General features: G+C 41.0%; 23 protein-coding genes. 3 read left to right on the top strand and 20 right to left on the bottom strand.

The features are described 5' to 3' along the window. Positions 1 to 329: 329 nt before the first annotated feature. Together HMPREF9455_RS18015 and HMPREF9455_RS18010 are read right to left on the bottom strand one after the other, a co-directional pair. Positions 330 to 1,427 (bottom strand): glycosyltransferase family protein, encoded by a 1,098-nt coding sequence (locus HMPREF9455_RS18015; RefSeq protein ID WP_006801177.1) that lies wholly within the window; start codon positions 1,425 to 1,427, stop codon positions 330 to 332. 95 nt (positions 1,428 to 1,522) lie between these two features. After that, positions 1,523 to 2,134 (bottom strand): hypothetical protein, encoded by a 612-nt coding sequence (locus HMPREF9455_RS18010; RefSeq protein ID WP_006801176.1) that lies wholly within the window; start codon positions 2,132 to 2,134, stop codon positions 1,523 to 1,525. A 405-nt stretch (positions 2,135 to 2,539) separates the two neighbouring features. Here HMPREF9455_RS18010 and HMPREF9455_RS18005 point away from each other — a divergent pair, with 405 nt between their 5' ends. Beyond that, positions 2,540 to 4,753 (top strand): RelA/SpoT family protein, encoded by a 2,214-nt coding sequence (locus HMPREF9455_RS18005; protein WP_006801175.1) that lies wholly within the window; start codon positions 2,540 to 2,542, stop codon positions 4,751 to 4,753. Between the two features lie 353 nt (positions 4,754 to 5,106). Here the strand turns inward: HMPREF9455_RS18005 and HMPREF9455_RS18000 are convergent, their stop codons facing one another. From HMPREF9455_RS18000 to trpB, 13 genes are all read right to left on the bottom strand, one after another. Beyond that, complete coding sequence (locus HMPREF9455_RS18000) at positions 5,107 to 6,714, bottom strand: phosphoethanolamine transferase family protein (protein ID WP_006801174.1); 1,608 nt, start codon at positions 6,712 to 6,714, stop codon at positions 5,107 to 5,109. 55 nt (positions 6,715 to 6,769) lie between these two features. Then, a complete protein-coding gene (locus HMPREF9455_RS17995) occupies positions 6,770 to 7,321 on the bottom strand; it encodes a hypothetical protein (RefSeq protein WP_006801173.1) in 552 nt (183 codons plus the stop codon). Between the two features lie 69 nt (positions 7,322 to 7,390). After that, positions 7,391 to 8,164, bottom strand: coding sequence for a tryptophan synthase subunit alpha (trpA, locus tag HMPREF9455_RS17990; protein WP_006801172.1), 774 nt, complete (start codon positions 8,162 to 8,164; stop codon positions 7,391 to 7,393). After that, positions 8,161 to 8,778 (bottom strand): phosphoribosylanthranilate isomerase, encoded by a 618-nt coding sequence (locus tag HMPREF9455_RS17985; RefSeq protein ID WP_006801171.1) that lies wholly within the window; start codon positions 8,776 to 8,778, stop codon positions 8,161 to 8,163. Before HMPREF9455_RS17985 ends, trpA begins: the two co-directional genes overlap by 4 nt. Further along, complete coding sequence (trpC, locus tag HMPREF9455_RS17980; protein WP_006801170.1) at positions 8,775 to 9,554, bottom strand: indole-3-glycerol phosphate synthase TrpC; 780 nt, start codon at positions 9,552 to 9,554, stop codon at positions 8,775 to 8,777. Before trpC ends, HMPREF9455_RS17985 begins: the two co-directional genes overlap by 4 nt. After that, positions 9,551 to 10,753 carry an MFS transporter gene (locus HMPREF9455_RS17975; RefSeq protein ID WP_006801169.1) on the bottom strand — a complete coding sequence of 401 codons (1,203 nt, stop codon included), beginning with the start codon at positions 10,751 to 10,753 and terminating at the stop codon, positions 9,551 to 9,553. The genes trpC and HMPREF9455_RS17975 overlap by 4 nt, the downstream gene beginning before the upstream one ends. Next, a complete protein-coding gene (locus HMPREF9455_RS17970) occupies positions 10,753 to 11,325 on the bottom strand; it encodes an NAD(P)H-dependent oxidoreductase (RefSeq protein ID WP_006801168.1) in 573 nt (190 codons plus the stop codon). The genes HMPREF9455_RS17975 and HMPREF9455_RS17970 overlap by 1 nt, the downstream gene beginning before the upstream one ends. Position 11,326: 1 nt before the next feature. Next, on the bottom strand, positions 11,327 to 11,653 hold the full coding sequence (locus HMPREF9455_RS17965) for a chorismate mutase (RefSeq protein ID WP_006801167.1): 327 nt from the start codon (positions 11,651 to 11,653) through the stop codon (positions 11,327 to 11,329). A 10-nt stretch (positions 11,654 to 11,663) separates the two neighbouring features. Beyond that, entirely contained in the window at positions 11,664 to 12,662 is a 999-nt protein-coding gene (gene trpD / locus HMPREF9455_RS17960; protein WP_006801166.1) for an anthranilate phosphoribosyltransferase, read from the bottom strand. A 79-nt stretch (positions 12,663 to 12,741) separates the two neighbouring features. After that, positions 12,742 to 14,103 (bottom strand): TrpB-like pyridoxal phosphate-dependent enzyme, encoded by a 1,362-nt coding sequence (locus tag HMPREF9455_RS17955; RefSeq protein ID WP_185095966.1) that lies wholly within the window; start codon positions 14,101 to 14,103, stop codon positions 12,742 to 12,744. Between the two features lie 98 nt (positions 14,104 to 14,201). Continuing rightward, a complete protein-coding gene (locus tag HMPREF9455_RS17950) occupies positions 14,202 to 14,813 on the bottom strand; it encodes an anthranilate synthase component II (protein ID WP_006801164.1) in 612 nt (203 codons plus the stop codon). 64 nt (positions 14,814 to 14,877) lie between these two features. Continuing rightward, complete coding sequence (locus HMPREF9455_RS17945; RefSeq protein ID WP_006801163.1) at positions 14,878 to 16,284, bottom strand: anthranilate synthase component I family protein; 1,407 nt, start codon at positions 16,282 to 16,284, stop codon at positions 14,878 to 14,880. A 4-nt stretch (positions 16,285 to 16,288) separates the two neighbouring features. Beyond that, complete coding sequence (gene trpB / locus HMPREF9455_RS17940; RefSeq protein ID WP_006801162.1) at positions 16,289 to 17,470, bottom strand: tryptophan synthase subunit beta; 1,182 nt, start codon at positions 17,468 to 17,470, stop codon at positions 16,289 to 16,291. A gap of 271 nt (positions 17,471 to 17,741) precedes the next feature. On the opposite strand from trpB, the gene HMPREF9455_RS17935 reads away from it, so the two are divergent. Next, a complete protein-coding gene (locus tag HMPREF9455_RS17935; RefSeq protein ID WP_006801161.1) occupies positions 17,742 to 18,734 on the top strand; it encodes a metallophosphoesterase family protein in 993 nt (330 codons plus the stop codon). A 9-nt stretch (positions 18,735 to 18,743) separates the two neighbouring features. Here HMPREF9455_RS17935 and HMPREF9455_RS17930 read toward each other — a convergent pair whose 3' ends face one another. Together HMPREF9455_RS17930 and HMPREF9455_RS17925 are read right to left on the bottom strand one after the other, a co-directional pair. Continuing rightward, complete coding sequence (locus tag HMPREF9455_RS17930) at positions 18,744 to 19,355, bottom strand: polysaccharide deacetylase family protein (RefSeq protein ID WP_044216690.1); 612 nt, start codon at positions 19,353 to 19,355, stop codon at positions 18,744 to 18,746. Between the two features lie 60 nt (positions 19,356 to 19,415). Then, on the bottom strand, positions 19,416 to 22,880 hold the full coding sequence (locus HMPREF9455_RS17925) for a protein O-mannosyl-transferase family (protein ID WP_044216717.1): 3,465 nt from the start codon (positions 22,878 to 22,880) through the stop codon (positions 19,416 to 19,418). A 213-nt stretch (positions 22,881 to 23,093) separates the two neighbouring features. Here HMPREF9455_RS17925 and HMPREF9455_RS20850 point away from each other — a divergent pair, with 213 nt between their 5' ends. Then, positions 23,094 to 23,771, top strand: a complete 678-nt coding sequence (locus HMPREF9455_RS20850) for a DUF6146 family protein (RefSeq protein WP_006801158.1) — start codon at positions 23,094 to 23,096, stop codon at positions 23,769 to 23,771. A gap of 78 nt (positions 23,772 to 23,849) precedes the next feature. Here the strand turns inward: HMPREF9455_RS20850 and HMPREF9455_RS17915 are convergent, their stop codons facing one another. The 3 genes from HMPREF9455_RS17915 to recF form a co-directional block, all read right to left on the bottom strand. Continuing rightward, positions 23,850 to 24,305 (bottom strand): acyl-CoA thioesterase, encoded by a 456-nt coding sequence (locus HMPREF9455_RS17915; RefSeq protein ID WP_006801156.1) that lies wholly within the window; start codon positions 24,303 to 24,305, stop codon positions 23,850 to 23,852. A 201-nt stretch (positions 24,306 to 24,506) separates the two neighbouring features. Continuing rightward, entirely contained in the window at positions 24,507 to 24,800 is a 294-nt protein-coding gene (locus HMPREF9455_RS17910; RefSeq protein WP_006801155.1) for a DciA family protein, read from the bottom strand. Then, on the bottom strand, positions 24,797 to 25,903 hold the full coding sequence (recF, locus tag HMPREF9455_RS17905; protein ID WP_006801154.1) for a DNA replication/repair protein RecF: 1,107 nt from the start codon (positions 25,901 to 25,903) through the stop codon (positions 24,797 to 24,799). Before recF ends, HMPREF9455_RS17910 begins: the two co-directional genes overlap by 4 nt. Positions 25,904 to 26,210 lie beyond the last annotated feature (307 nt).

Below are 26,210 nucleotides of genomic sequence, written 5' to 3'. Positions count from 1 at the left end.
CTCTCTCTCTCTCTCTCTCTCTCTCTCTCTCTCTCTCTCTCTCTCTCTCTCTCTCTCTCTCTCTCTCTAACAAAAATAGAGTTAATAGCCAAATTTTCAGAAAGAAAAGATGGCGTATAGTGTATTGTATCTTGTGAAAAATATGACATTTTTTGTCTTTATATCTAGAGAATATTTCGTAAAAGTACATTCAAAAAGAATATTAAACAAATTTTTGAACGAAAATGTTAAAAAAAACACCATTTAAGCCATAAGATTATATGGAAAGGAGACGCTACTCTATTTCTTTTAAATACAGCCTTCACAATATTATTATCCGAAAGATAAATTTATAATCTCCAGAAATCCAGATATTTCTTCGCCACTGTCACGTAATCGTGGTTCGTTTCAACAAATTGACGGCTCTTTCCCGATATCTCCGGAATATCTTTTTTGTTCAATACCAGCCATTCCAACTTATCAAACACATCGTCTTCGTGCGGATGTACGTTTACAATCGGCTGATTGGACGTGTCACCGTATAAGTCATAGATATATGGCTCTCCTCCGCCTACAACTACTTTTCCCTGAGCCATTGCCAATAATGCGTTCATCGCCGGAGTGTGCGAATATAGCTGGTCCAGCACCACATGTGCCTGTGACATCAGTTGCTGATATACATCATAGCTGACAGATTCTACCCGCGTAACGATTACTTTATCCGGATATTTGTCTTTGATTCTGTCCAATGCTTTCTCCATCACATCGGTACCTTTAAACTTCTCTCGGACCTTATTGATTCCGATAAAGAAGTTCACTTTTTCAGGTTCATCGGGTATCGGCTGAAATTCTATTTCCGCCGTGTTCATCGGTAGAGGAATATATCTCAGCTTACCGGAGAAGAAAGGTTCATACGCTTTATAATATTCATACAGGCAGGCTACAATCCCGTCCGCGTCTTTTGCCAATGCCCGGTTAAATGTTTCGAGCGGCGTGCCTATCCATTTATCGATGAACCGTTGATTGAAATCGACATTGATCGCTTTGCCATCTACAAAAAATTCAGAATAGTCGAATATCTTGTTTCCCAAGCATGCGCTTACCCAATACGAATCATCACCGAAAGCACCCATAAAGACTTTCTTATTGTTCTTTTTCAGCTTCTTATACAGGTAATTGTTGACCCGCACATTCTGGGTAGTAAAGCATGGATTTATAAGCTGCACAATGTCATAGCCTTTAAACTTCCTGAATTTACCAAGGACAGATATCATACTGGAAAGAGTATCTATTACCCCCGAACTCTTCCGGCTCAAGTCCACATCACGCGGATAATTTTTAAAGCCATCGCCATCCGAAGCTGTCAGCACCTCATGTCCTAATGAACGTAACCCTTCTGCCAAAGTCAAATGAGCACGACTGTATTCGCCTATCAAAAGAATCTTCATATAGTTTGTATTATATTTAGATGCAAAGATAGGGATTTTAGTTATGAGTTATGAGTTATAAATTATAGATTATGAGTTTTCGGAAGATTTGGCAACTAGCCGGTGATTACCAGATCTTTCTTTTTGATGATAAACGTGTATTTATCATCTATATACAATACCGGGATCAGTGCATCTTCGCGCCACGTAGAACTCCGCCTGTTCAGATCCCTGTTGGTATATGCCCTTATATAAAGATCGGAACCGGTTTCATCGTTATCGATCAGTATTGTTTTTTTCCTGAAGGGAGCATTATGATTGTTCAAAATATCATCCGTAGATATATCTTTTATTTCATCTGTAATATAGTATTTGTTATGCCTGTGACTGTCTTTTACAAATGCGGCATAGGTGTATCCGTCTTTTTCCCCGATAGGTTTGGCCAGACAGATAAGGAAGGAATCGGGCCTGTTAATCGCCGTTTTCTGAATATGCTTCTTCATGGCTTTCAGCAATATAGTACCTACTACGAAGAGTAATAAATATGGGATAATGTACCACGATACCAGCTTGTCGAGGTTAAATAAGTACAATATGCCAACCAACCCGACAAAGAGTAGGCATACAGGTGGTACCATCAGTATATTTTTCCACCATAGGGTACTATTCAGATAATTCTTCTTGAAACTATAATCTTTTTCGAGTTTTGCGTAATCATTCGGTTTCATATTGTAATTGCTTTGTTTTCAGATAATAATTAATTCCATGCAAAAATAGCCTTAAGTATAGTTCCATTTTGATTTTACATCCTTTTTTTTACCGGATTGTTACATTAAATTAATTTCCTTTCACAACTCTTAAGGTCTCAGGCCTTTTTATTGCTTTGGTAAGTATAACAACCAAAGAATGTTATAAACTAAAAGTATATCATTAAATACTTTCTTTTACTTATTTATTGCATGACAAAGTTAAATGCTTTGCCTGATTTTCTGTTGCTTAATGCTAATCAAATTGAGAAAAATGAAAACATACGGCAAAAAAAGACGTTATACTATCAGAAAAGAATTAATTTTACACCCGATTATCAAGAATAATGTATTATCCCTTTAAACACATATAAGCAGTACGGAGCAATGGATAATAACAATAACCCTACATATAATGCAGATGGACTGACCTATTCCAAGTTTAAGCGACTGGTGAAGGGCCTGACGGCAAACCTTACGGCCGAAGAACTGAAAAAACTTCGCTCGGTGGTGAAGAGAGCCATGTCGGAAAATGTCTATCAAAAGGATGAAAAGATAGGCAGTATAACAGATCTGACAGTAAGTACAAGTATTATACTGATGGAAGAACTGGGGCTAAAGAGCGCGTCTATAATCGCGCTGATTCTTTATCGTCCTGTTGTTCATAAAATAATTACAGATGCTGAAGTAAAAAAACTTTTTGGTCAGGATATTGCCGATATCGTTACCGGGCTGATAAAGGTAAATGCACTGGAAATGAACGAGTCGGCAATAGCATCGGACAATTATATAAAATTGCTGATCTCATTAGCTGAAGATATGCGGGTAATCCTTATCAAGATTGCCAGCCGCCTCCATAAAATAAGATGTGCCGAGAAGTACAGTGAACAGTACCGGCTGAAATTAGCGGTTGAGGTGTCGTATCTGTATACCCCTCTGGCTCATAAACTCGGTCTGTACAATATAAAAACCGAACTCGAAGACCTCTACCTGAAATACACCGACCGTGAGGCTTATGATTATATCCTCGGTAAATTGAGTGAGAGTAAGGACGCACGTGATAAATACATCGCGGAATTCATTGAACCCATAGACGCCAAACTGAAAGAAACAGGGCTGAAATATGATATAAAAGGACGTGTGAAATCCATTTCCTCCATTAATAATAAGCTGAAAAAACAGAAGATAGACTTCGAATCTATTTACGACCTTTTTGCCATCCGTATCATCCTTAATTCGGAGATGGAAAAGGAAAAAGCCGAATGCTGGCAAGTATATTCCATTGTGACGGATATGTACACCCCTAATCCAAAACGACTCAAAGACTGGCTGTCCATACCGAAAAGCAATGGTTACGAATCGTTGCACACCACAGTTATGGGACCCGAATCGCGCTGGGTAGAAGTGCAGATCAGGACTAAGAGGATGGATGAAATAGCCGAACGCGGACTTGCTGCCCACTGGAAATATAAGGGAGTGAAAAGCCAGTCGAAGATGGATGACTGGCTGACCAGCCTCAGGGAAATGCTGGAGAATAAGAATCTGGATTCGGGAGAGAAACTTGAGAATTTCAAATTAGATCTCTACGATGAGGAGATTTATGTATTCACGCCCAAAGGCGATTTGCACAAATTACCGTATGGGGCTACTATCCTCGATTTTGCCTTTGCCATCCACTCCCGCATAGGTTCTACCTGTGTATCGGGAAAAGTGAATGGAAAGAATGTATCTATCCGCCATAAGCTCAAGAACGGCGACCAGATAGAAATAGTTACTTCTCCTAACCAGTCGCCGAAACAGGACTGGCTGAACTTTGTCACTACCTCCAAAGCGAAAAATAAAATTCGCCAGAGCCTGAAAGAAGAGGCCAACAAACAGGTGGAGATAGCGAAGGAGATGCTCAAGCGCCGTGTAAAGAATCGTAAAATAGAAATCAACGAGTCTATAATGATGCGCATGATAAAGAAGCTCGGCTTTAAGACCATCACCGATTTTTATATAAAGATAGCGGAAGAAAGCCTCGATATAAATTCGGTGATAGACCAGTACGTGGAACTGGAGAAAAAAGAGACCGAACAACATGACAGGCATGAAGCCGTCAGCGCGGAAAATTACGTTCCCCAAAATCTGGAAATAGTAAAGGAGACGTTAAGCAAAGAGGAACTTATACTCGACAAAAACCTTACAGGTGTGGACTATAAGCTGGCCAAATGTTGTAATCCTATTTACGGGGATGACATATTCGGCTTTGTATCTTCGCAGGGAATTAAGATACACCGCAAGAACTGCCCGAATGCTCACGATATGTTCTCACGTTTCGCATACAGGGTTATCCCTGCCCGATGGTCGGGTAAATCAGGTTCTACCTATACGGTTATCTTACGTGTGATAGGAAATGACGACATTGGTATTATCAATAACCTGACATCTATAATTTCCAAGGAATCGGGTATCAATATGCGTTCTATCAGCATCGATTCCAACGATGGGCTATTTCACGGAAGTATATCGGTTATGTTGAATAATACGGATATGCTGAATGGATTGATTAAGAAACTGAGGACAGTAAAAGGAATAAAAGAAGTGAGCCGGTTGAGTTGATTTTTTGGAAAGAGAATGATATACATATTGTGGGGACGAATTGAAATTCGTCCCTACTTTTTTGAAAGAACTTTATCTATATTATTTAGCTGATAGTTCTTTGATGTATTGATTGGCTCCGCCCCCGACTTTAGCCTTGAATAGTGGGAATAAATAATGATAGAAAAAGTGTTACTTTTGTTACCTTTTGGGAAAAGCTGTAGGGGCGAATTGAATTGTAAATTGACGGAGTCAAAATCGACGAAGCCAAATATCTTTCGCCCATTGTCGATTCGGGCGAATATTTATTCGCCCCTACAAAAGACTGAAAAGATTGTTCCTTTTGTTACCTTTTAACAGTTGCAGGCTGTTTACTATCTCGGTAGCAGGTCTTTATACAGATAAACGTTTTTGTCTACATGGAAAATATATTTTCCATCTTCCACCGCTTTTTTTGCATCTTCGTCAGATACATCATAACCCATTATTTCAGAAATGATGAATATACTGTTCGAGTTGTTTATCAGTGAAGTTTCGGGATCTATATACCGTGTCACAATGGAATCGACAGGAACAGGGCTATTGTTGATAGTCACCAATGGCGTATCGAACAGATTGTGGTCCATCACCAACACTCCATGTCCTCCGCCTTCTACCAGTTCGGCATGATCGGAAAAGTAATAAAGGACAGACGAGCTGTCTTGCTTCATTATCTGATAGATAGAGCGCATCAGCCTGTCGGTATGGTGGATTGAGCGGTCATATTCTCTGGTCTTGGTTTTGCTGCCGGGCAATTCTCTTTCATCCACATCATCGTAACGCTCGCCATAGGGTACATGGCTGCCGTTGAGATGGATAACGAAGAACTGTTTTTTATCCGGCTTGTATGTTTCTTTCAGGTGGTCAAGCAATGTAAAATCTTCCCTTACGATAGCTTTCTCGTACATCGACTGAGATGCGTTTGCCGACACGAAGCCGATGTAACTGTCACTTTCGCCCAGCTTATCCTGGTTGGAGAGCCATATAGTCTCGTATCCCGCTTTATTGGCCATGTCGATAATATTGAAATTCTCGAAAAATGGCTTTATATCGTTTGGTGTGGAAAACGAAAGGATGATACGCAGGGCATCACGGGTAATGGATGCGGGAGAATATACATTGTAGTAATCCAGAACTTTTGGTTGAGCTAAAGCCAGGCTATCGAAAAAAGGGCTGGTCTTTTCTTTGTAACCATAAAGCGAATAGTGTGACCGGGAGGCGCTTTCTCCTATGATGAAGAATATCTTTTCGGGACTTTCTTTGCTTTCGTCGAAAGTGATTCCGGCAGGCATCCGTTTCTCCAGTTTCAGGAACTGTTTCATCTGGTATCTCTCGTGCTGATATGCGATAAATGTGGAAATGTCGATGTAAACAAGCGGAAAGTTGGCTGCGATAACGGCATTGGTCCCGATTACAGGAAATGTTTCTATAAAATTCTCCCATTTCAGGGATTTTACTTTCCAGTAACCGATAGCGGGCATTATTATAACCCAGTAACCGAGTAACAGGATGACAGATATTTTTCGCGAAAATTTGCTTTCTTTCAATTCCCTCTGCGACATCAGTATAAGGAAAGTACTTGCAGCCAGACATCCCAAGGCGACGAATATGGCTTCAGACATTACACCGACCGCTTCCGAAACATTTGTCTCCAGTACGGATGCCATTGTGCCTATCGACATCTGGTTGGAATATACAAAGGCAAAATAGGCATCGAACGAAACGATAATGGACAGTATGAGTGACAGCCACAGGGTATATCTGGTCTTAGCCAGAATATTGAGAACAAGGATGAACGATAATGCATTGATTAAAGCAGGCTTGCTGACTATGTACAGCGCCAGAACGGATATTGTACAGAAGTAAGCAAGACAGAGGATGGTAAACTTATATTTATAAAGAAAGTTGCCTGCCTGTTTTATATAATCAATGGATTTCGACATTCTTATCTTGAAAGAGTTGTGTTATTGCTTATTAATCAAGATACAAAGATAGTATTTAGTCAACGAGTTCAGATATATTGTCATTATTAAAATTTGCTTCATCACTGCCTTTTCCCTTTTTGAAAGGGTATAAGATAGCAGCAGCTATTCCATAAAAAATAAGCCAAAAGCTAGAGAATGACCTCAGACTTTCGGCATTATAAGAATGATATTCATTTTCAGTCAATACTTTCTCTATACTTCCATGATTATGCAATACATATTGTCCATCTATGATGTCGGGTACACCAATATATGCATTCTGGTGCAACCAAAAGCTCAAAAAACCATAAAAGAAACACAAAACGGCAAGTGTTGTAAGCCAAATGGGAGCTCGCCCAAAGATGACTTTTAGAAAATCCAAGGAAAAAAATGTTATTTCATCTTTAACTTTATTTTCTTTTATGGAATAGATTATAGCCGGGAACCATACGATAAATATAAAAATACTAAACAACCATATTTGGGAGAATCTGTCTTCGATGTCAATTCCTGCATATGATACTAAATGTATAATAAGGCTTATCAGCCACCCAATAACGGACATAAAAAAGAAAACTTTTCTCATCAGTATTATTTATTAAAGGTTGTTAGGTTGTGGGTGTAAATATATAATTTCTACGTAAAATAACGGGGGTTATTTACTTAATACTTCTTTGAGATTTTTTACAGCCTCTTTTATATTAATGCTTTCTTTCAGCAAAGTAATGAACTTACTGCCGACGATCGCCCCGCTGGCATTTGCCTGTGCTGCATCCAATGTCGCTTTGTTAGAAATGCCGAATCCGATAAGGCGCGGATTGCGCAGGTTCATGGAATTGATACGGCGGAAATAATCCTGTTTCTTTTCGTCAAAACTTTTTTGAGCGCCTGTAGTTGCAGCGGATGATACCATGTAGATAAAACTGTCGGTATGTTCATCTATCAGGCGGATGCGCTCTTCCGAAGTTTCAGGCGTGATAAGCATCACTATTTTGATATCGTATTTATCGGCAATGGGTTTGAATTCATTGATGTAATCATTGAAAGGGAGGTCGGGAATAATAGCCCCGTCTATACCGGTTTCTTTACATTGTTTGCAGAAGTTTTCAAATCCGTATTGCATAATGGGATTCAGGTAGCCCATCATAATAAGGGGGATATTCACCTCTTTGCGGATATCTATCAACTGGCTGAACAGGATTTTGAGCGTCATGCCATTCTTTAATGCTATTGTTCCGCTATCCTGAATCGTAGGGCCGTCGGCCATAGGGTCGGAGAACGGGATGCCGATTTCGATAAGGTCAATGCCGTTGGCTTCCAGTTCGCGGATAACATCGCAGGTGTCGTTCAGATTGGGAAATCCTGCTGTAAAGTATATGGATAATATGTCTTTCTGTTTCTTTTCGAATAATTGTTTGATCCTGTTCATAGTACTAATGCTTTTATAAATTGCTGTAATTGTGTTATATCTTTCAGTCCCGGCTCTGTCTCGAATTTGCTGTTGAGGTCGATTCCGTAGAACTTCGGGTGTTGTATTTTTTTTATGCTTTCAGTGTCTCCGGCGGAAATCCCTCCACTGAGGAAGAAATTGCGTTTGCCTGTATATGCATCCAGTATCTGCCAGTCGAATTTTAGTCCCGAGCCTCCATGTTGAGGTGTCTTTGTATCGAAGAGAAAATAACTGCACGCATCTTCATATACCTTTGTCTGGCCGAAGTCGGAGATGTCCGAAACATTGAAAGCCTTAATGACGGGTATCGTTTTATCCAGTTCTTTACAGAAAGCGGCAGATTCGGAGCCATGTAGCTGTACGAGGCCGAGATTGTACTTATTCACCTTCTCCATGATAAAATCAATGTCTGCATTGACGAATACACCTACACGCTGGATATGAGACGGCAATATATTTACATCGGCAAATGTCAGCCCATCGGCAAACCGTGGCGATTTATCATAGAATATCATTCCCATATAACAGACCGGAAGTTTGGACAAATCCCTTATATTACCGGGAAACTTCATCCCACAGACTTTTATCTTCATGCCAGTTGCTTTATAAAGTCTTCGAGAGCCTCGCCCGGATTACCGGTTTTCATAAAGTTCTCACCCATGAGGAATCCTTTATATCCGGCCTGCCGGAGATCAATTACTGTCTGAGGTTGTGAAATACCGCTTTCCGATATTTTGACAAACTCGCCGGGGATTTTATCTGCCAGGTTGAATGATATCTGCACATCAGTGGCGAAGGTGCCGAGGTTACGGTTGTTGACACCTACTACATCTACTTTGTCATTGATATGACCTAACTCCTGTTCGCTGTGTATTTCAAGTAATACATCGAGACCTAACTCCTTTGCTTTTACCGCCAGTTGTTTCGTTTCCTGTACAGTCAATGCCGAAGCAATGAGAAGTATCGCACTGGCTTCTGCCAGTCTTGCCTGATAAAGCTGATATTCATCGATCATAAAGTCTTTTCTCAGCAGAGGGGTTTGGGTTAATTCTCTTGCTTGTACCAGATCGGTGAGATTGCCTCCGAAGAAGTCCATGTCGGTGAGGACTGATATAGCACTCGCTCCGTTTTTTGAGTAAAGTGGAATAACATCGGAGATTTCAGCATCCTTAAATATCCAGTCGCGGGATGGGGAGCGGCGTTTAAATTCGGCGATGATCCCGGTCGGTGATTCTGCCAATGCACCCTTAAACGAGTTGATGCGGATATCTGCAATCTTTTTCTCCATTTCACCGATAGAAACCAGCATTTTTTGCCTGGCAACCTCTATCTTTTTGTTGGCGATTATTTTATCTAATATGTTGCTCATTTTATGTCTGTTTTACGTGGTTCAACCTTATCATATTTGAGTATCTTAATAGTCGAAGCTAATACAACTATACATATTCCGAACAGTCCTATCAATGCATAGGAATAGCGGAGGTTTGTAGCACTGGCAATATAACCGATAAGTGGCGGTCCCATGAGGAATCCGAGAAAGCTGACACTGGATACGATTGTCAGGGCAATACTTGTCGGTATCTTAGTCTTTTGTCCGGCAATGCTGTATATGGTAGGGACGATTCCGGCGGTTCCGAAACCGATAATCATAAATGCAATAATGGTAGTTATAAAATGAGGAAAAGCTACCGCAGTAAACAGACCGACAGATATAAGGATTCCTCCTGTTTGTATAACCCTTTTCCTTCCCCACTTCTGAGTTGCTTTATCTATCAGGAAACGACCCGATGCCATGGTTATCATATACGCGGCCAATCCTATTGGCGCCAGATGATTTGGAGTACCTACCACATCGATAAGATAAAGTCCGCTCCAGTCCGACATGGCTCCTTCTGCTGCCATTCCGCAAAATGCGACTATTCCTAACAGGAAAAGGAATGTTTCGGGTTTGTCTTTTTTCTTATTGGCTGCCTGCGCCGGGTCTTTTTCTTTCTTCAGGTCTGCCTGCAAAAACGGTCTGTTAATGATTAGCGTAATAAAGACAAGTAGTCCGATTATCGCAAAATGGTAGATAGGCAATAGTTTGAGTGAGGCCATCAGTAACCCGACACTGGCACCAGTGAGTCCGGCGAAACTCCATCCTCCGTGAAAGGATGCCATAATAGGTTTGTTGTAAGTCGTTTCCAGAGTTACCGCCTGCGTATTGACTGATATATTGCAGAAGTTTCCGAAGAAACCGAAAACAATAAGGCTGATAATCAGTGCATATTCACTGGCCGAGAATCCGATAAATAGCAGGGCTACTACATATCCTATAAGAGCTATAGGTAATATCTTCTTACTTCCGACTTTCGAAATAAGCAGGCCGGAAATTGTCATTCCGCATATTTGCCCTATTGGTATCATCAGCAAGATTGTGCCCCATGCTGCATCTCCCAGTCCTAATGTTGTTTTAATGTCGGGGATGCGGCTCGCCCAACTCGAGAAGCATAGTCCTGTGCAAAAATACAGGCAGAAGATTGCTATCCGTATGCGTCCTTTTGATATTGTTTGTTTGTTATCTTCCATTATTTACGAGCGATAAGCTCTATTTTGTTCAACCATTTTTCCCGCTGTTCGGGAGTCGATGTTTTTATTGTTGCCAGATAAGTAGTCCGGATATTCTTTATTCCGCAGAATGCTCCGATATCTTTCCTAATCATCTTTCCTCCAATGTCTTTTACAATCCATTTATAATAGAAGACAGGAGCGTCCATTGTACTGATTATTTCGGAAGTTTTTCCTGTAAACAGCTTTTTGGGAAACGGCGACTTTTCCTGATACTCGAATGTAAATCCCGGGAGGAAAATACGTTCTATAAACCCTTTCAGTAGAGCAGGAGGTGACGCCCACCATGTAGGGTAAATCCATACAATATGTTCTGCCCATTTTAGCTTTTCCCATGCTTCCAGCAAATCAGGCTCTAACTCTGTCCGCTTACGGTAACCATACATCAGTATAGGGTTAAAGATCATATCCGTAAGGATAATTTCTTTTACTTCATTACCTTTCTCTAAAGCGCCCTTTTTGTAGCTTTGGTGCAATCCGAAACAGAAACTTTCCTTGTCGGGATGGCCGTTAATTATCAGTACTTTTTTCATCTTAATAATATGACTGCTTTATTTCTTTATATAAAGAATCGAACTCGGCTAATTCCTCATTGATAAACGCATTTATCATAGCCCTGTACACTTTCTCTGCCACCACAGGGTTTAGTCCAGATTCTTCGGCCAGAGTTCTCACTTTGGATATTACGGAGCTTACCCTGTCTGGAGCAACAACATCCTGCGCCGATTGTTTGAACCGGGCAGCTTGTGATACAAATTTACTACGTTTTGCAATCAATCGGACCAGTTCCGCATCTATTTTATCAATGTTCATCCTTACTTCGTCGAGAGAGCAATGCCGGACTTCATTCTGTGATTTCATACCAAAACAGTTATGTATTTAACGACAGGAACTTCAAAAACGTTTCCTTTGTTTTTCCGCTCTCTAACGATTCGCGTGCCTCAGCAATTGCTACCCCGAAGGAAAGTTGCGGATTTATCGTTTGTATTGCTGTTGCCGCATTCGCTATCACGGCATTTGTCTGAGCTTTGGTTGCCGCGTTGCTGATAACATTGTCGAATATCTTGGAAGCATCTTCGGGAGTATTACCTCCATCCAGTTCCATCTCAAGGCAACGGTCAAATCCAGCCTGTTCGGGAGTATAGATTTTCTCTTCAAATTTATTGATTATCTTGAAATCCCCCGTTAGTGAAATCTCATCGTATCCGTCTAAACCATGTACGATAGAATAATCGACATCGGTCTGTTGGTACATATAAGAATACAGCCGCGCCATTTTCAGGTTGAAAACGCCCAATACCGTTCTTTTGGGCTTTATAGGGTTTACAACAGGTCCCAGCATGTTGAAGAATGTCCGTACTCCCAGTGCTTTGCGAACGGGCGCAACCACTTTCAGGGCATTGTTGAACAATGGGGCATGCATATAAGCGATATTGGTTTTATCGAGCGACTCTTCCAGCTTGCTGACATCGGCGGTGAATTTCACTCCGTGTTGTTCCATCACATTGGATGCGCCACTGACAGAGGTAGCCCCGTAGTTACCGTGCTTGGCCACCTTGTATCCTGCCCCGGCCGTAACGAAACAGGCAAGCGTGGATATATTAAAGGTGTTTTTGTTGTCGCCGCCCGTACCTACAATGTCTATCGGGTTGTATGCGGCCAGTGCGTCTACATTTGCCCGCAAATCCAGCAGTGCATCGGAAAATCCGAGGAATTCGTCTACACTGATGCTCCGCATAAGAAATACGCTGATAAACGCGGCAATCTGGGATTCATTATAGTTGCCTGCTGCCATATTGGTCAGTATTTCCTTTGCCTCGGTGCGGTTGAGGTACTGATGTTCGAAAAGCCTGTTGAGTATCTGTTTCATTTTGCTAGCTTTTAGCTATTAGCCAATAGCTGTTAGCTTATAATAAGAAACTAACGGCTAATGGTTAATAGCTTTATTTTCATACTAATTTTTCCAATGTATCCGTTGTTTTGGCAATTTCCTCGTCGCTCAACTCATGGTTAGATAATTCGCCATCGAAATAACGGTCATAAGAAGCCATATCGATAAGCCCATGCCCCGACAGGTTGAACAGGATTGTTCTTTGTCTGCCCTCTTCTTTTGCTTGCAATGCTTCCTGAATGGCCGCATAAATGGCATGAGAGGACTCAGGAGCCGGGATTATACCTTCCGATTTAGCGAATAATATGGCGGCCTCGAATGTATCGAGTTGCTTCACATCCACAGCCTCTATGTATCCGTCTTTTTTCAACTGGCTGACGATAGTTCCCGCCCCATGATAACGAAGTCCTCCGGCATGGATATTTGCAGGAGCAAAATTGTGGCCTAAAGTGTACATCGGCAGAAGAGGGGTATATCCTACTTCATCCCCAAAGTCGTACTCAAATTTACCACGGGTTAATTTCGGACATGACGCCGGTTCCGCCGCCACAAGACGGATATCTTTTCCTTCGGTGAGTTTATGACGCAAGAATGGAAACGTAATTCCGGAGAAGTTAGAACCGCCTCCAAAGCAGCCGATTACCACATCCGGATATTCTCCTGCCATTTCCATTTGCTTTTCCGCCTCCAGACCGATGATAGTCTGGTGAAGCGATACATGATTCAACACACTGCCTAAGGTATATCTGCAGTTTGGAGTATTTAAAGCCAGTTCTACCGCTTCGGAAATTGCAGTACCAAGACTACCCTGATAATTAGGGTTTTCTGTAATAATCTTACGTCCTGCTTTGGTACTCATGCTTGGCGATGCTATAACCTCCGCGCCATATGTCTGCATGATCGAACGGCGGTAAGGTTTTTGATGATAGCTTATCTTTACCATATAAACAGCCAGATCCAGACCAAAGTGATTTGCCGCATATGATAAGGCCGCGCCCCATTGCCCTGCGCCGGTTTCAGTTGTAATATTTGTTATCCCCTGCTCTTTACAGTAATATGCCTGTGCGATTGCCGAATTCAGTTTGTGTGAACCTACAGGGCTGACACTTTCATTCTTAAAATAGATATGAGCGGGAGTATCCAACGCCTTTTCCAAGCCATAGGCACGTACCAACGGAGTCGGACGGTAATTTTTATATAATTCCCTTATTGGTTCGGGGATCTCTATCCAACGGTCGGTATCGTTTAATTCCTGCTTGGCAAGTTCTGTCGCGAATATTGGTTCTAAGTCACTTACTTCTAACGGTTTTTTTGTTCCCGGGTGAAGTGGCGGCAGCGGCTTGTTTTTCATATCCGCTACAATATTATACCAGCTCCTTGGAATGTCATTTTCGCTTAAAAGGATTTTCTTGTTCATGATATGTTTCAGTTAGCAGTCGACAGTCAACAGTTAGCAGTATCGGTTAAATAATTAACTCGTTTACTCGTATCTTGTTTACTTGTCAACTTAATTTATAATTAGTTGTTTAAAAAATTCTTTACTATTATTTCTCCTGCGGGTGTCAGCACCGATTCGGGATGGAATTGAACTCCATGTATATCATATTCTTTATGGCGTAGTGCCATTATCTGTCCGTTATTATCTACGGCCGTAACTTCTATACAGCCGGGTAAGCCTTCCTTGTCGACAATCCATGAATGGTAGCGGCCTACTTCCAGTTCTCTGTCAAGTCCTTCGAATAAATAGTCGGGTTTTATCACCTCTATTTTTGTAGCAACCCCATGATAAACATCTTCCAGATTGGAAAGCTTCGCACCAAAGGCTTCTCCTATTGCCTGATGTCCCAAGCAAACACCAAGTATAGGTTTCTTTCCTGCATATTCTTTTATCAGAGGCAGAAGCAATCCGGCTTCGGATGGGATGCCGGGCCCGGGAGAAAGGATTATCTTGTCATACTTTGCAATATCTTCCAATGCAATTTTATCGTTTCTGTGTACATCCACATCAGTAAACCCCAGTTCTTTAACCAGATGAACAAGGTTATATGTGAATGAGTCGTAGTTGTCGAAGATGAGGATTGGGCCCCTCCTAGCCTCCCCTAAGGGGAGGGATTGATTAGATGGCTTCATAATATATATTTTTTTCATTTTTCTGTGCTTGCCTTGAATTCCCCCTTCGGGGGATTTAGGGGGCCTAATTCCTTAATTCTACTGCTGCTTTCACAGCTTTGGCCAATGCTCCCAGTTTATTTTTTACTTCCATGACTTCTGTTTCAGGGTTCGATTTGGAAACGATTCCTCCGCCCGCCTGATAATAAAGTGTATTATTCCGGCTGAGGAAAGTACGGATAGTGATGGCCTGGTTGAGGTCACCATTGAATCCGATATACCCGATACAGCCACCATAAACTCCACGCATTTGCTTTTCTATGTCGCGTATCAGTTGCATCGCTCTTACCTTAGGTGCGCCTGATAATGTTCCTGCGGGGAAAGTGTCTGCAAAAACAGAAATGTTATTCCTGTCATTGTCTACTATACCGCTCACACGGGAAACCAGATGGATAACATGTGAATAGAATTGTACATTTTTATAGAAATCCACTTTCACATCGTGGCAATTGCGGCTGAGGTCGTTGCGGGCAAGATCGACAAGCATGACATGTTCGGCATTTTCCTTTTCGTCTTTCAGCAGGTTTTCGGATAATATACGGTCTTTCTCATCGTCACCAGTGCGGAAATAAGTGCCTGCGATAGGGTCTATATAGGCTTTTCCTTTTGTTATTTTACAATGTGTCTCTGGTGAAGAGCCGAAGATACGGAAAGAACCGAAATCGAAGTAAAATAAATATGGGGAAGGATTAATCGAGCGTAAGGAACGATATACTTTAAAGTCATCTCCTGCAAATTTCTGCGTAAAGCAACGTGAAAGGACAATCTGGAACACATCCCCCCGTTTGCAATGGGCAATTCCTTTCCGTATCATTTCCTGATGTTGTTCGTCCGTAATCATCGATTGCTCGGAACCTATGGCCTCAAAGTTATATGACGCTATGTTATTATTCATTACAATAGCTTCTAGCTCAAGTGTCTTTTCTTCTGTTCCTTCCACAATATTCTCGACGATGGTCAATTCATTTTTCAGATGATTGATGACGAGGATGAAGCGATACAGAATATAATAAAACTCAGGAATATCTGCATTGTTCAGTTTCTTATTAACCGGGTCTACCGCTTCGAAGTAACGGATAGCATCGTATGAAGTGTATCCGAAGAATCCGTTTATATTCGTCTTGTTTTCACCCTGCACATCGAACTGACCTATAAAATCGTGAAATTTATCAGTTAGTTTTTGTCCTTCTGATAAAGTTTCCTCTTTTGTCGTATTATCAGGGTATGTATAAGTTATTTCATTATTGTCTACCTTGAAGCGGGCGATAGGACTAATCCCAATGAATGAAAAACTGTTTTCTCCTCCGTGATAGTCGGAACTTTCGAGTAAAGCCGATTCGGGATATATATCTCTAACCTTTAGGTATATGCCGACAGGTGTCTGCATGTCTGCAAGGAGGTTTTTGGTTTTGACTTGTATGTTGTATTTCATTTCTTTATTTTTTGTAGTTTATATACGTTTCCATATCCTTATCGCCACGTCCTGAGAGACAAAGCACAACAACATCTTCTGCTTTAAATTTCATTTTATCCAATGCGCCCAATGCATGTGCCGATTCTATTGCGGGAATGATTCCTTCCAGCCTTGTCAGTTCGAAGGCGGCCTCCATCGCTTCGTCGTCCGTTACGGCTAATACTTCCGAACGCCCTGTCTTTGCCAAATGTGCATGTATAGGACCGATACCCGGATAATCGAGTCCGGCGGAAATGGAATAAGGCTCTTCGATCTGCCCGTCTTCCGATTGCATTATCAGCGTTTTGCAACCATGTATGATACCTAGCTTTCCTAAATGGATAGTAGCAGCCGATTCACCCGAATCTATGCCTTTACCTGCAGCCTCGGCAAGTACGATTCTCACATCCGGTTCATCTATGAAATGGTAGATTGTCCCTGCGGCATTACTTCCTCCGCCAACGCATGCCATAACATAATCGGGTGTCTCGCGGCCTACCTTTTCAAGTAATTGCTTGCGGATTTCTTCACTGATAACAGATTGCAGGCGTGCTACCATATCGGGATAAGGGTGAGGGCCTATGGTAGAACCTATCACATAGTATGTATCGGAAGGGTTGGAACACCAGTCGCGGATGGCTTCATTGGTAGCATCTTTCAGAGTCATGTTGCCACTGGTTACAGGAACTACTTTTGCTCCCAGCATCTCCATTTTTTGTACATTCAGTTTTTGGCGTTCTACATCCGTAGCTCCCATATACACAATACATTCCAGATTCATCAGCGCACATACTGTTGCAGTGGCTACACCATGTTGTCCGGCTCCGGTTTCCGCAATGATACGGGTTTTGCCCATACGTTTCGCGATCAGGATTTGTCCTATCGCATTGTTTATTTTATGGGAACCTGTGTGATTAAGGTCTTCCCGTTTCAGGTATATTTTACAGCCATGTTTTTCGGAGAGTCTTTTCGCAAGGAAAAGGGGAGAAGGACGACCGGCATAATCCCTCAGCAAATCTTCATATTCCTTACGGAAAGAGGGATCATCAATTATTTCCAAGTATGAATTCTTTAATGTTTCCACATTGTCGTAAAGTATTTCGGGGATATAAGCTCCTCCGAAATCTCCATAAAAACCATTTGAGTCAACTGTAAATTTTTTCATTGTATATTTTGTTTTATTTTTCTTGTCATAAAAAAAGCCTATCGTGAGTTACGACAGGCTTTGTATCTTTATAAATTTTCATTTTAATACATACCGGATTGGCTCACGACTTTTTGAGTTGAGAGTGCCACCACCAATATGCATTTGTTGATTGAAAATTCATTCTACTTTCTTTTTGTTTTTGCAAAGATATAAAAAAAATGAAACTAACAAATAATCATTTATATTTTTTATCTTAGATGATTATTTAAAACTTCAAAAAACGGAAACCATGCGCTATTTAATTATTGCCCAATTATTTCTTTTTTCATTATTTATCCAATCCCAGAATATACCGTTAAAATTTAATCAAGACGGAAATTTTAAGATAGTACAGTTTACCGACATTCATTATCAAAAGAATAACCCGGCATCGGCCGTGGCTTTGGAATTAATACACGAGGTTCTTGTCGAAGAAAGACCTGATTTAGTGGTTTTTACAGGAGATGTAATTTATGCAAAGCCAGTGAAAGATGGTCTTGATGATATTTTTAATATTGTTGAGCAAAGTGAAATCCCGTGGGCTTACGTTTTTGGAAATCATGATGATGAGCATGGTATGTCGCGTCAGGAGTTGATGGACTTTGCAAGGGAAAAAACTTACTGTCTGGCCCAAGCCGGAGATAAATCGTTGAAGGGTGTAGGCAATTATATACTGGAAGTGAAGTCCTCGCATGAAAACAAGAATAGTGCAATCCTCTATTTCTTTGATTCAGGTGCATATACTCCTATAAAAGGCTTAGGTACTTACGATTGGTTTGCCTTTAACCAGATAGAATGGTATAGCAATCAAAGTGCCGCATATACAAAAGAGAACGGAGGAGCTCCTTATCCTGCACTGGCCTTTTTCCATATTCCACTAGCTGAATATCCTCAGATGAAGGCTGAAAAATATGATCAGTTAATAGGGAGTAAAGAAGAAAAAGAATGCAATGGCAAGTTAAATACGGGTATGTTTGCAGCCATGCGTCAGGCAGGGGATGTAATGGGTACATTTGTAGGTCACGACCATGATAATGATTACATCGGTAATTACCATGATATATATCTTGCATATGGCCGTTTCTCAGGAGGAAATACGGAGTACAATAATCTTGGAAAGAACGGATGCCGGGTGATAGAATTAAAGGAAGGCAAGCGGGAATTCTCTACTTATATCCGTCTGTTGGGGGGAGAAAAATTATATCCGGTAGAATATCCGGCAACCTTTGCCACAACGAAATAACAACCAGATTTATAGCAACTTGAAGGTATAGCCTTGCTCTTTCAGCCATTCTATGCTACGGGGCAGGGCATATTTCATATTCTTCTCGGCTTTTAATGAATCGTGGAATACTATTATAGAGCCGTCGCGGGTGTACCTTTTCACATTCTCCAATACCTTCTCAGGAGTCATCAACTTACTGTAATCCCGTGTTACGACATCCCACATAACGATTTTGTAGTATCTTCGTAAAGTGAAGAACTGCGGTATCCTCATATGTCCGTGAGGCGGGCGAAACAGGTCTGATTCAATATATTCCGATGCCAGCTTCGTATTTTCCAGATATCTCTTCGAGAACTTTCTGATACCCTGTATATGATTGAAAGTATGGTTGCCTACACGGTGGCCGCGGTCGAGTACCATCTTATAAATATCCGGATACTTCCTTACATTATCGCCAACACAGAAAAAAGTAGCCTTGATGTCGTACTTATCCAACAAGTCGAGTACCCACGGTGTGATTTCGGGTATTGGCCCGTCGTCAAACGTGAGATATATTGTCTTTTCACCTTCAACAGGTTTTCTCCAAAATGCTCCGGGAAAGAGCATACGGTATATAAATGGCGGTTGTTCTATAAACATGACGAACATATAGATAAAGGATTTCCGGGGTATTCCCGAAAATCCTTTATCTACCTTATTTTATTTGCTATAATATTTTTGTAAAAGCTCAGGTTTATATTTCTGCATCATTCCTCCGATACGTTCGATCTTAGCCTCCGCATCTTTGCGAAGGGCTGTATCGCTTTCGGTCATATACAAACCTCTCATCGAGATACGCATCAGATAGTCGAGCGGATGGCTTCTGTCACTAAAGCTAACCCGATTGCTCATGAACAGTTCAGCGTTGGCCATTACTTTTTCCAGATATGCTTCATATTTAGCCTTATCGTAACGTTGATATGTATCCAATATCTGGATTTCAGTGTTCACCAAGTCTCTGATCTCGGAGGTACAATTAATCATAAGGCTCTGCTTCATACTGGCATACCATTGCAGGCTACCATCGACCCGGTACAGAATTTCATCAATTACTTTCTGTGCTTTTTCCGGTTGCCCGAGTTCATAATATGCATCGGCGAATGAAACAGATTCTCCTCCACGAGGAACTGTATTAGCCGGAATTGCTTCCATACATCTATCCAAAGCCTGTAAAGCTTTGTCTTTCTTTCCTTCCATCAACAGGGCTGTAACCAAACGGTCAAACATCAGACGGAATGTACGGCACATGCGCAGGTTGTTTTCATCCAGATATACTTTCGGATTTTCGATGCCTCCCCATTTGTATTTGTTTACCATATTGTCAAACATCACTTCGGTATTTACCCCCGTGCTGTCTACAACTCCCGGTGTGATGCGGTAATTGATACCTTCGAGCATCGACTGGGTGGTAAGCCTTAATGGAGGTTCGCCAATGGTTACGGCATAATAGATAGGACGCTTCCAGTCATCCTTATTAATATTATACAACATGTCTATGATCATCATTTCCTGACGATATATGCCACCTTTATTATCGCCAAGATTGAATATAAATTCAGGTTTTGGTCTTGTTCCCAATGCATTCCAGTCTACTTTCGATTCATCGATTGGCATTCTGAAAGTGCTTGAAGGAACTATTATCCCATTCTCAACATACGGATTGCGCGGAGCGTAGTTATCCATCGTTTTCAGAATGTTCAGAACTTCGCTCACTTCCATTGTGTCTTTGAATGCCTGAGTATCATAATAGTCTGCGTAATTGACTCTTCCCGCCCATGCTGATGACTCTTTCGTATTTTGTAAGTCACGGGCCAACAGACGTTCTATATCACGTTTAGTGAATACATAAGCCGATTGTCCTTTATCCCCATGATAGCGGTCTTCTTCCCATTCTATCGGTAGTGGAGATGAATCATAAGCCTGACGGCGCATTTGATCCACATACCAGTCGGTTTGCAGGTAACTTAAGTTACATACACGCACATCGGTGCGGAATCCTTCTACTTCCTGAGCATACCACAGCGGGAATGTATCGTTATCTCCCATCGAAAACAGAATACTGTTCGGTTCGCAACCACGCAGGTAATTCATCCCGAAGTCACGCATTGTGTATCTGTCCGAACGGTCATGATCGTCCCAGTTCTGTCCCGCCATTTGTATAGGAACCAATACGGTAACTACAGTTGCTATGGCGGCGGCAGGAGTTTCCGGTAATACTTTCTTCAACAGACGCCAGAGAAATGCGACCCCGAATCCTATCCAGATACAGAACGCATAGAACGAGCCTGCATATGCATAGTCACGCTCCCGCGGTTCGATCGGTTGCTGGTTGAGGTATATGATAATGGCGATACCGGTCATAAAGAACAGCATGAATGTAACCAGGAATTGCTGCTCACCCTTTTTCCCTCTTGTCAATTGGAATGCTATACCCAGAATCCCGAGTATAAGAGGCAGCATATAGTATTTGTTATGTCCTTTGTTTTCTGCTATATCAGGAGGCAGATTGCCTTGAGGACCACGTCCGAGCAATTCATCCACAAAGCTGATTCCTGTTATCCAGTTTCCGTTACTAGGACCTCCGTGTCCTTGAATGTCATTCTGACGTCCGGAGAAGTTCCACATGAAATAGCGGAAGTACATAAAATCCAACTGGTAATCGAAGAAGAATTTCAGGTTCTCGAACATTGTCGGAGGTACGGAAGTATCTTTTATGTCCGCCCATATTTGATAGCCGAGCAGATGCCTGTCTTCGGTAGAATACATGCGGGGCAGCAACATTGTATTGGTATAACCATAAGTAGGGATAGTACCTGTTACCACATACTCGTCCTTTTGGTCTGGTGATTTTTTCACAACCTTATCAAAACTTTGTTTTTCACTCACAGGTGGTTCGAGGCGGCCATTGGCGTCTCTTTTTTCGGAAGAAGCATATGTCTTGCCATAAAACAATGGTCTGTCGCCATATTGTTCACGGTTGAGGTAACTGGCCAGTGTGAATACATTCTCGGGAGAGTTCTGATCCATCGGAGTATTGGCAATGGAGCGTATAGGAATAAGTGCAAACGACGAATATCCTATCAGGATTACCATCAGGCAAAGTATCGTCGTATTCAGAAATCTGAAATTGACTTTCTTGTAAAGAACAAAGAATGCTATAAGTCCGCCAAACAATACTATCCATAGCAGAATATTATCCCCGATAAAAGTAACGCCACTCAGAGCCATACAGATTATAAATGCCACTTTGGCTCTCCCCAGGCTGCCTTTGGCCGAAAGGGTCTCATAAAGTCCCCATATAATAGATATTACTATCAATAGTATATATGTAAGAGCTCCTGTGTTGTAAGAGAATCCGAATCCGTTTACGAATAGTTTTTCAAACCAACCACCTACTTTGGTAAAGCCCGGAATGATACCATACATCAGTATTACAACCAGAAACAGGGAGCCCGCCAAAGCTATTAATGTACCTTTAAGACTTACATTTTTCGATTTCTTAAAGTAATATACCAGTACAATGGCAGGGATACACAGCAGGTTGAGCAAATGGACACCGATAGACAATCCCATGGCATAAGCTATAATTACCAGCCATTTGTCAGACCCTTCCTTGTCCGCTCTGTTTTCCCACTTCAATATCAGCCAGAAAACCAGCGCGGTAAACATAGATGAATAGGCGTAAACTTCTCCTTCCACAGCCGAAAACCAGAATGTATCGGTAAACGTATATGTCAGAGCCCCGATAAGACCGCAACCGATGATAGCGATAAGCTGTCCTAAAGACATTTCCTGTTCGTTGTCCGTGTATATTAGTTTTTTAGCAAGGTGGGTTATTGTCCAGAAAAGGAACAGGATAGTAGCAGCACTTAGCAATGCCGACATACTGTTTACCATCATTGCCACCTGTGATGTATCAGAAGCGAACAACGTAAAGAACTTACCTGTAAGCATAAAGAAAGGTGCCCCAGGAGGGTGTCCCACCTCTAATTTAAAGGCTGACGTGATAAACTCGCCACAGTCCCAGAAACTGGCTGTAGGTTCGATGGTCATTAAATAAACAATAGCGGCTACAGCAAAACTGAACCAACCAAAGACGTTGTTTATCAGGTTATATCTCTTCATAGTTGAAACTGGTATATGATAATAATCGTTTATTAAACGGTTGTTTTTTATACATTTGGGTGCAAAGATAGTTAAAACACTGAAAGTATTGATTAGGCGTGCTTTGTTTTTGTTTGTCAAATTAAAAAACTTCTTAAAAAAAGGATAAGTTGCATAAGATGGGATATGGATTACTTTCATTATATTTGATAAATAATAATAAACCCAGTTTTTATGAAAAAGCATTTATTGGTAATATTAATGCTGGCTTCTTTAGGTTGTTTTGGACAACAAGACATAGCTGTTTCTGTAAAAATGAAAACGGTAGACGTATTATCATCTTCTAATAAAGTGCCGGATTTTACGCATTTATCTCATGCAAAGATCTTACCAGTAGGATACGCTGAAACGAAAAGAATAAAAGTCAAAAATCTTCCCAAGCCTGTATTTGTTATTGATGGTCTGGTAATAGATCGTGATAGCGTTTGCAGAGTAGATCCAAATACAATCAAATCTATATCTATAATAAAAAAGGAACAGGCTGGTATAGCTGGTTTGCTTTTTAAGGATTATATAATAATCACAACCAACTTTAATAAAAAAGAAACTTTGGAAGGCTTAAAAGAATATGAGGTTATTGTTTTCGATGCAGGTTACGAGGCATTCTTAGCCACACAAAAGCCAATAGAGTTTTATTCTCCATTTACACTCAAGGCGAGAAATGCAGTTATGACTTCGGAATGGAATACCCGGTGTAGCCTTCCGTCTATTTATGATTCTCGTATTTATGAGAGTAAGGTAGATTATAATTCAGAAATCGAGTATAATATGGAGGTCGAGTATAAGTTATATATGTTCTTTAAATATATGGAGAAGGAATATAATATTTCGTTAGCAGGAACAATGCTATAAATAAACGTTCAATTACATTAGTCGTTTTTCGAGACTCGGCATAATCAAAATTTATTGATACACCCTCGTTTATTTTCATTATTCGGACAGCACTCTTTCTTCTTCCAGTCCTTCATGCTCCGATATAATCTTTCGCCAGGTATCAGGAATAGGCATCGACGCCTGTGTGTGCGCATCGTATGTTACGAAAACAGATTTGCAACGGCATTTCACTTCTCCGTTTTTTACATTCCTTATTTGCTGGAGGAATACTCCGCTTTTATCTCCCAGTTTGGTGACTTTCGAGTCTACAACTATATTTTCCCTGTAGTATACAGGGGAAAGGAAATCAACTTCGATATGAGCGACCACAATCAGGCCGTCTGTCCAGCTGATATCGGATTTTCCTTTTACTGTCTCGAAATATGTAGTCTTGCCGAGGTCGAAATAACTGAAATACACATTGTTATTGATATGCCCTAAAGCATCTATGTCACTAAAGCGGATTTGAATAGGAAGTGTTTCTTTAAACGTTTCGGGTTTTATTTCTTTCATTTTAGAGTTTGTTTAAATTTTATAGCTGAACTTTTTTATAATTATTTTGAGATGTATTTTTTGATTTTTCCCTTGCGGATTTAGCGGGCTAAATCAAAAGGAAAAAGTAAAAAAGGCGCTCAAAAGAATATAAAAAAGCAGCTAAGATTTATTTAAGAGCCTTTAGAGAAATTTTCGCTAAAATTTAAACAGGCTCTTGATTTATCTGAATATGATATCATTTACTACATGCATACCCGCATGTTCATTCAATTTAGTTATAAGCCTGTCTTTTGCCATCATTAATTCGGAACGGAGAACGGATGAACTCAAAGACACATAAAGAACACCGTTTCGCAGGTAAATGTTTGTCGTATATGAATTAATCATCTTGCCAAGCAATCTCGGCCAGCCTGTAACAGCCCTGCTTTCGGCTAATTTTCTCTTTATAAATTGATTTTCCTCAAAATACTGCCTTAGCACTTCCCCTATACTTTCCGTATTCCGTTTTCTCATAGCGCAATATTCTTTTGGATTACTTCGCCTTTTTCTACTTCATACAGATGATAGTTGCTGTTTGTGCGTGAGAGTATTTCATCCAGATGCTCACGATTAGTGTCGGTTACGAATATCTGCCCGAAATCTTTATCCAGTACCAGTTTAATAATCTGCTCCACCCGGGACGAATCCAGTTTGTCGAAAATATCATCCAGCAATAATACAGGAGTAGTCTCAGTGGCTTTGTGCAGGAAGTCGAACTGCGCCAGCTTCAATGCCACTACATACGTTTTATTCTGTCCCTGCGAACCAACACGCTTAATAGAATAGCCGTCCATCTGCATATCCAGATCATCTTTATGTATGCCGGCAGTTGTATAACCTAAAATTTTATCCCTCTGCCTTCTTGATTTAAGCAATTCCGGGAAATCGGGATTTTCGAAATGGGATTCGTATTTCAGCTCCACCTTCTCGTTCGAAGAACAGATAAAATCATAAAACTTCTGGAATGTAGGAATAAATTTATCGATAAAATCCTTCCTCTTCCTATAGATAATCTTTCCCTCATTGGCCAGTTGCTCGTCCCAAAGGCCGAGAAGGGTGTCATCGACCGGGGCATCCACTTTCAGCAACGCATTCCTCTGTTGCAGAGCCTTGTTGTACCGGATAAGCGAGTACAGGTATTCTTTATCGAATTGCGAGAGGAACAAATCCATAAACTTGCGTCGCTCGTCACTACCTCCGTTTATCAGTTCCGTGTCGGAAGGCGAAACCATTACCAACGGCAATAAACCGATATGATCCGACAACCGTTCGTATTCTTTCTTATTTCGTTTGAATTGTTTTTTTTGTTTTCTGCGCAGGCTGCAAAAGAATTCTTCCTGTTTATCTCCGATTTCATACCAGCCTTGTATAACAGCAAATTCTGCATCGTGCAGTATATTCTGAGAGTCGATAGGGTTGTTGTGGCTTTTGCTGAACGACAGATAGTAGATCGCATCCAACAGATTGGTTTTTCCCATACCGTTACTTCCCAGGAAACAATTTATCTTGGGTGAAAGAGTAAGCTCGGCTTGCTCTATATTCTTATAGTTAAGTATGGATAAACGCTCTAATATCATGCATGCAAAAAATAATGGTTTTGCAAAAGTACAATTTTTTGCCGGAGGAGACAGCTTTTAAAGATAAGTAATTAGGGCAAACACACGAAAATTACTCTTTTTAAAAAAGTTTATCTATATAGTGAGCTAATCGCTGTTAGCCTATCGTTCTTTGAAGTATTGGAATAAGTAAGTGATGAGTTAGCCTCTGCGTTTTCGCGTAAAAATACTCTTAACTGAAACATGTGTTACCTTTGTTACCTTTTTGAAATAGGTACGAGTAGACAAGGCATGAGGTACGAGTTGTTAACCGTTAACTGAAAAAGGT

It is taken from the genome of Dysgonomonas gadei ATCC BAA-286 (genome assembly GCF_000213555.1).
GTDB lineage: Bacteria > Bacteroidota > Bacteroidia > Bacteroidales > Dysgonomonadaceae > Dysgonomonas > Dysgonomonas gadei.
Note: the sequence above shows the minus strand (reverse complement) of the source record. Positions and strands in the feature narration are given on the sequence as shown.

Excerpts from the sequence above, each read along its gene's own strand:
- HMPREF9455_RS18015 (WP_006801177.1), bottom strand. The coding sequence starts at position 1,427 with ATGAAGATTCTTTTGATAGGCGAATACAGTCGTGCTCATTTGACTTTG.
- trpC (WP_006801170.1), bottom strand. The coding sequence starts at position 9,554 with ATGAGCAACATATTAGATAAAATAATCGCCAACAAAAAGATAGAGGTT.
- HMPREF9455_RS17975 (WP_006801169.1), bottom strand. The coding sequence starts at position 10,753 with ATGGAAGATAACAAACAAACAATATCAAAAGGACGCATACGGATAGCA.
- HMPREF9455_RS17910 (WP_006801155.1), bottom strand. The coding sequence starts at position 24,800 with ATGAGAAAACGGAATACGGAAAGTATAGGGGAAGTGCTAAGGCAGTAT.
- HMPREF9455_RS17965 (WP_006801167.1), bottom strand. The coding sequence starts at position 11,653 with ATGAAATCACAGAATGAAGTCCGGCATTGCTCTCTCGACGAAGTAAGG.
- HMPREF9455_RS17915 (WP_006801156.1), bottom strand. The coding sequence starts at position 24,305 with ATGAAAGAAATAAAACCCGAAACGTTTAAAGAAACACTTCCTATTCAA.
- HMPREF9455_RS17930 (WP_044216690.1), bottom strand. The coding sequence starts at position 19,355 with ATGTTTATAGAACAACCGCCATTTATATACCGTATGCTCTTTCCCGGA.
- HMPREF9455_RS18010 (WP_006801176.1), bottom strand. The coding sequence starts at position 2,134 with ATGAAACCGAATGATTACGCAAAACTCGAAAAAGATTATAGTTTCAAG.
- trpB (WP_006801162.1), bottom strand. The coding sequence starts at position 17,470 with ATGAAAAAATTTACAGTTGACTCAAATGGTTTTTATGGAGATTTCGGA.
- HMPREF9455_RS20850 (WP_006801158.1), top strand. The coding sequence starts at position 23,094 with ATGAAAAAGCATTTATTGGTAATATTAATGCTGGCTTCTTTAGGTTGT.
- HMPREF9455_RS17970 (WP_006801168.1), bottom strand. The coding sequence starts at position 11,325 with ATGAAAAAAGTACTGATAATTAACGGCCATCCCGACAAGGAAAGTTTC.
- trpA (WP_006801172.1), bottom strand. The coding sequence starts at position 8,164 with ATGAACAGGATCAAACAATTATTCGAAAAGAAACAGAAAGACATATTA.
- HMPREF9455_RS17925 (WP_044216717.1), bottom strand. The coding sequence starts at position 22,880 with ATGAAGAGATATAACCTGATAAACAACGTCTTTGGTTGGTTCAGTTTT.
- HMPREF9455_RS17995 (WP_006801173.1), bottom strand. The coding sequence starts at position 7,321 with ATGAGAAAAGTTTTCTTTTTTATGTCCGTTATTGGGTGGCTGATAAGC.
- HMPREF9455_RS18005 (WP_006801175.1), top strand. The coding sequence starts at position 2,540 with ATGGATAATAACAATAACCCTACATATAATGCAGATGGACTGACCTAT.
- HMPREF9455_RS17945 (WP_006801163.1), bottom strand. The coding sequence starts at position 16,284 with ATGAAATACAACATACAAGTCAAAACCAAAAACCTCCTTGCAGACATG.
- HMPREF9455_RS17950 (WP_006801164.1), bottom strand. The coding sequence starts at position 14,813 with ATGAAGCCATCTAATCAATCCCTCCCCTTAGGGGAGGCTAGGAGGGGC.
- HMPREF9455_RS18000 (WP_006801174.1), bottom strand. The coding sequence starts at position 6,714 with ATGTCGAAATCCATTGATTATATAAAACAGGCAGGCAACTTTCTTTAT.
- HMPREF9455_RS17985 (WP_006801171.1), bottom strand. The coding sequence starts at position 8,778 with ATGAAGATAAAAGTCTGTGGGATGAAGTTTCCCGGTAATATAAGGGAT.
- recF (WP_006801154.1), bottom strand. The coding sequence starts at position 25,903 with ATGATATTAGAGCGTTTATCCATACTTAACTATAAGAATATAGAGCAA.
- trpD (WP_006801166.1), bottom strand. The coding sequence starts at position 12,662 with ATGAAACAGATACTCAACAGGCTTTTCGAACATCAGTACCTCAACCGC.
- HMPREF9455_RS17935 (WP_006801161.1), top strand. The coding sequence starts at position 17,742 with ATGCGCTATTTAATTATTGCCCAATTATTTCTTTTTTCATTATTTATC.